This window comes from Pseudomonas sp. P5_A12 (assembly GCF_056400685.1).
This window is the reverse complement of sequence record NZ_JBFUKU010000544.1, coordinates 1-1736: the sequence shown is the minus strand read 5'-3', so window position 1 is coordinate 1736 and position 1736 is coordinate 1. Positions and strand designations below refer to the sequence as shown.

Below are 1736 nucleotides of genomic sequence, written 5' to 3'. Positions count from 1 at the left end.
GCAGTCAACTGTGGGAGCGGGCTTGCCCGCGAAGGCGCCAGACCAGTCAAAACTGCGCGCTAAGTGAACACATAATCCCAAACGCGCCACCTTTTGGCGCGTCGTTTACAGATAAGCGTCTTTTCCTAAATCAGGGATCCAAACCAGCCCTGACCATCGGTCACCCGTGCCTGCGGTGACACTCGTTCCCGGCACCTCGCAGCCCTGTTCCCACAAGTGCTACCGATTTGCTCACCACCAGCGGGGCGGGGCACTTGCTCTGCCTGATGGCACTTTTATCCCCTGTTCCACGCGCGTCATATGCAGGCGCATTCCGACGTCGTTTTCAGGAGTTATTGAACGCGCATTCAATTTTAGGCATGGCAATTGCTCTGTCATTACAAAGCCCGTCTCCCACCCGAGAACGATGGCAATAAAAAGAGCCTCCGCCTGAGGCCATCACCCGCTTTGTGTGAGGAGATACCGCGATGACGACGTTCAACTCCGGGGCCCAACCCCAGAACCGTGCGCCTCAATCCATTGGCTTTTTGCTGCTGGACAATTTCACGCTGATTTCTCTGGCCTCCGCAGTAGAACCCCTGCGCATGGCCAACCAATTGTCCGGTCGCGAACTGTATCGCTGGACCACAATCACGGTCGATGGCGGCCAGGTCTGGGCCAGTGACGGCTTGCAGATCACTCCCGACTGCTCCATGCACAAAGCGCCCGCCCTGGACACCATCATCGTCTGCGGCGGTATCGGTATCCAGCGCACTGTTACCCGTGAGCACGTGTCATGGCTGCAAAGTCAGGCACGTCAGTCCCGTCGTCTTGGCGCGGTCTGCACCGGCAGTTGGGCCTTGGCCTGTGCCGGTCTGCTGGACGGTTTTGATTGCAGCGTGCACTGGGAATGCCTGGCCTCGATGCAGGAAGCCTTCCCGCGTGTGGTCATGAGCACACGTTTGTTCACCCTGGACCGTAACCGTTTCACCAGTTCCGGCGGCACCGCACCACTGGACATGATGCTGCACCTGATCAGCCGCGATCACGGCCGTGAACTGTCCGCCGCAATCTCTGAAATGTTTGTCTACGAACGTATCCGCAACGAACAGGATCACCAGCGCGTGCCGCTCAAGCACATGCTCGGGACCAATCAGCCGAAGTTGCAGGAAATCGTGGCGTTGATGGAAGCCAATCTCGAAGAGCCGATCGACCTCGACGAATTGGCGGTGTACGTCGCTGTGTCGCGACGTCAGCTGGAGCGATTGTTCCAGAAGTATCTGCACTGCTCGCCGTCGCGTTACTACCTGAAACTGCGCCTGATCCGCGCCCGGCAGTTGCTCAAGCAAACGCCGATGTCGATCATCGAAGTGGCGTCGGTGTGCGGCTTTGTTTCCACGCCGCACTTCTCCAAGTGCTACCGCGAATACTTCGGCATTCCGCCGCGTGACGAGCGCGTAGGTTCCAACACCACGCAACAGGTGGCGATGATGCCGCTGCCGCAAGCACTGGTGCTGGCGCCGCTGTCCGGGCCGTTGTCGGCGTTGAGTCAGGCGCGGAACGAGTCGACTTTTGCCAGTGTAAGGCTTTAAACCGAGCTGACTTCATCGCGAGCAGGCTCGCTCCCACAGTTGACCGCATTCCCCTGAGAGAACTCGGTCAATGTGGGAGCGAGCCTGCTCGCGATGAAGTCAGCTCGGTTTAAAGCCTTACACTGGCAAAAGTCGACTCGTTCCGCGCCTGACTCMACGCCGACA

General features: G+C 58.8%; 1 protein-coding gene. It reads left to right on the top strand.

Annotated features, from left to right (window positions below; genetic code table 11):
* Positions 1-467 precede the first annotated feature (467 nt).
* On the top strand, positions 468-1571 hold the full coding sequence (gene gbdR, locus AC1DSG_RS30935) for a choline metabolism transcriptional regulator GbdR (protein WP_477794261.1): 1104 nt from the start codon (positions 468-470) through the stop codon (positions 1569-1571).
* Positions 1572-1736 lie beyond the last annotated feature (165 nt).